Raw genomic sequence first — 1,952 nt, 5'->3', positions numbered from 1 at the left:
AAGATGAAAAATTTGCTATCCCAGTTGAAACAGCACTTGTCACTACAGGCAATGTATCTTCTTTTTACAGCACCACCGCCACACTTGAGGCACCGGAAGAGTCTCATGTGATGAGCCGCATTGCTGGGATAATCGAAAAGATTAACGTTGAAGAAGGCGATCGGGTTACCAAAGGGCAAATACTTGCGGTAATTGATGCCAAGCGTCAGCGTTATGATTTCAATCGTTCAGAAGCCGAAGTGCAGATTATTCAGCAAGAATTAAATCGTTTAAACAAAATGAACAACAAAGAGTTTATTAGCCAGGATCAGATGGCCAAGCTCGAGTTCAACCTGCAAGCTGCTAAAGCACAACGTGACTTAGCAGAACTGCAAGTTAAAGAAAGCCAAATCACCTCGCCTATTAATGGTGTCGTTGCTGCACGTTATGTTAAAACGGGCAATATGGCCAAAGAGTTCCAAGAGTTATTTTATGTTGTCAATCAAGACCAACTTCACGGCATATTACACCTACCAGAACAACAACTTGCTAGTTTGCGGGTTGGTCAACAAGCCAGTATTATTCAACAACATCAAGGTAGCGCTGCCCATATTATCGATGCAAAAGTACTGCGCATTAGTCCAATAGTGGATGCTCAAAGCGGTACGTTTAAAGTGACATTAGCCGTGCCAAATCAAGATGCTACATTAAAAGCGGGTATGTTTACTCGAGTTGAACTTAAATACGACACCCATCGTGATGTACTTACCGTGCCTTATAACGCATTAATCAACCAAGACAACACTCAAGCTTTATATGTGATAAAAGACACCAAGGCACAACGACGTGAAGTCACGTTGGGATATCGTGAAAATAACACGGTTGAAATTTTATCGGGTGTTGAAGATGGCGAACAAATTGTCATCCGGGGCCAGCAGAACCTCAAAGATCAATCATTAGTGGAAATTATTACCCCACTTAGCTTCGCAGCTATTCGATAACGGAGCGGGATAATGTCAATAATAAACACTTCGGTTAAACGCCCCGTCACTGTATGGATGTTCATGTTCGCTGTGATGCTTTTTGGTATGGTCGGGTTTTCTCGCCTCGCGGTAAAACTATTACCCGATTTAAGCTATCCCAGCGTGACCATACGCACAGCCTATGACGGAGCTGCTCCGGTTGAAATTGAGCAACTGGTATCAAAGCCAATTGAAGAAGCCGTTGGCGTAGTCAAAGGACTGCGGAAAATAAGCTCAATTTCACGTTCTGGCATGTCTGATGTTGTGCTCGAGTTTGAATGGGGCACCAATATGGATATGGCTAGCCTTGAAGTGCGTGAAAAAATCGACACTATCGAGCTGCCCTTAGACATTAATAAGCCATTATTACTGCGTTTTAACCCCAATCTTGATCCCATCATGCGCTTAGCTTTTTCTGTACCCAATGCCGATGCGGAGCAGTTAAAGCAAATGCGAACTTTTGCTGATGAAGAGTTAAAACGACGTTTAGAAGCCTTATCCGGTGTTGCTGCTGTAAGGTTATCCGGTGGGTTGGAGCAAGAAGTTCATATTGAATTAAATCAACAAAAACTAAGTCAATTGAATCTTAATGCCGACCAGGTTAAACGTCGAATAAATGAAGAAAATATTAATCTTTCAGCAGGTAAAGTGATTCAGGGTGACAAAGAATACTTAGTCAGAACCTTAAATCAATTCAATTCTTTAGATGAACTAGGTCAAGTGATTATCTACCGCGATGGCCAAACGTTAGTCAGATTATCTGATATTGCGGTGATTAGTGATGCCTACAAAGAACGCAGTGATATTACTCGCATCGGCGAAGTAGAATCGATTGAATTAGCCATATACAAAGAAGGTGACGCCAATACCGTTGCTGTCGCACAAAAGCTACGCTCTGAACTTGAAAAAATCAATCAAGCTAATGAACACAATAAGTTAAAAGTAATTTAC

Annotated in this window: 2 protein-coding genes; both read left to right on the top strand. The window is 41.8% G+C overall.

Features of this window, described 5'->3' with window-relative positions; translation table 11 throughout:
* The coding region (locus CXF78_RS15600) for an efflux RND transporter periplasmic adaptor subunit (RefSeq protein WP_102037300.1) at nucleotides 1–980 on the top strand (980 nt) is incomplete at its 5' end.
* Nucleotides 981–992: 12 nt separating this feature from the next.
* The coding region (locus tag CXF78_RS15595) for an efflux RND transporter permease subunit (protein WP_145991487.1) at nucleotides 993–1,952 on the top strand (960 nt) is incomplete at its 3' end.

Origin of the sequence: Shewanella sp. 11B5, from assembly GCF_002836795.1 — a bacterium.
Taxonomy (GTDB): Bacteria; Pseudomonadota; Gammaproteobacteria; order Enterobacterales; family Shewanellaceae; genus Shewanella; species Shewanella frigidimarina.
This window is presented reverse-complemented; position numbering and strand designations above follow the sequence as displayed.